This is a genomic window from Liquorilactobacillus mali (assembly GCF_001437155.1).
GTDB lineage: Bacteria > Bacillota > Bacilli > Lactobacillales > Lactobacillaceae > Liquorilactobacillus > Liquorilactobacillus mali_A.
Map to the genome: position 1 here is coordinate 3669 of NZ_JQAR01000048.1, position 1642 is coordinate 5310.

The window sequence follows — 1642 nt, forward strand, 5'->3', positions numbered from 1 at the left end:
TTGTTACGACTTCACCCCAATCATCTGTCCCACCTTAGACGGCTGGCCCCATAAAGGTTACCTCACCGGCTTTGGGTGTTACAAACTCTCATGGTGTGACGGGCGGTGTGTACAAGGCCCGGGAACGTATTCACCGCGGCATGCTGATCCGCGATTACTAGCGATTCCGACTTCATGTAGGCGAGTTGCAGCCTACAATCCGAACTGAGAACGGCTTTAAGAGATTAGCTAAACCTCGCGGTTTCGCGACTCGTTGTACCGTCCATTGTAGCACGTGTGTAGCCCAGGTCATAAGGGGCATGATGATTTGACGTCATCCCCACCTTCCTCCGGTTTGTCACCGGCAGTCTCACTAGAGTGCCCAACTTAATGCTGGCAACTAATAATAAGGGTTGCGCTCGTTGCGGGACTTAACCCAACATCTCACGACACGAGCTGACGACAACCATGCACCACCTGTCATTCTGTCCCCGAAGGGAACACCTAATCTCTTAGGCTGTCAGAAGATGTCAAGACCTGGTAAGGTTCTTCGCGTTGCTTCGAATTAAACCACATGCTCCACCGCTTGTGCGGGCCCCCGTCAATTCCTTTGAGTTTCAACCTTGCGGTCGTACTCCCCAGGCGGAATGCTTAATGCGTTAGCTGCAGCACCGAAGGGCGGAAACCCTCCAACACTTAGCATTCATCGTTTACGGTGTGGACTACCAGGGTATCTAATCCTGTTTGCTACCCACACTTTCGAACCTCAGCGTCAGTTACAGACCAGAGAGCCGCTTTCGCCACTGGTGTTCTTCCATATATCTACGCATTTCACCGCTACACATGGAGTTCCACTCTCCTCTTCTGCACTCAAGTCTTTCAGTTTCCAATGCATGACTTCGGTTAAGCCGAAGGCTTTCACATCAGACTTAAAAAACCGCCTGCGTTCCCTTTACGCCCAATAAATCCGGACAACGCTTGCCACCTACGTATTACCGCGGCTGCTGGCACGTAGTTAGCCGTGGCTTTCTGGTTAGATACCGTCACTGCATGAACAGTTACTCTCACACACGTTCTTCTCTAACAACAGAGTTTTACGATCCGAAAACCTTCTTCACTCACGCGGCGTTGCTCCATCAGACTTTCGTCCATTGTGGAAGATTCCCTACTGCTGCCTCCCGTAGGAGTTTGGGCCGTGTCTCAGTCCCAATGTGGCCGATCAACCTCTCAGTTCGGCTACGTATCATTGCCTTGGTAAGCCTTTACCCTACCAACTAGCTAATACGCCGCGGGTCCATCCAGAAGTGATAGCAAAACCATCTTTTAAATAAAAACCATGCGGTTTTTATTGTTATGCGGTATTAGCACCTGTTTCCAAGTGTTATCCCCCTCTTCTGGGCAGGTTACCCACGTGTTACTCACCCGTTCGCCACTCAAAACTTTCGGTGAATGCAAGCATTCGGTGAAAGTTTTGCGTTCGACTTGCATGTATTAGGCACGCCGCCAGCGTTCGTCCTGAGCCAGGATCAAACTCTCGATTTAAAAGTTTGTGACTCATTTGTTACTTAATTTACTAGCGAATTGACTTCGCAAATGTTTGCTCTTGTACTAAACAAGAGACCCTACACATTTGATTTGTCGAAACTTTGTTCAGTTTTCAAAG

At 49.3% G+C, this 1642-nt stretch carries 1 rRNA gene; it reads right to left on the reverse strand.

The annotated features are described in order from the left end of the window. Positions 1 to 1521: ribosomal RNA gene (locus IV36_RS11520) — 16S ribosomal RNA — on the reverse strand. Positions 1522 to 1642 lie beyond the last annotated feature (121 nt).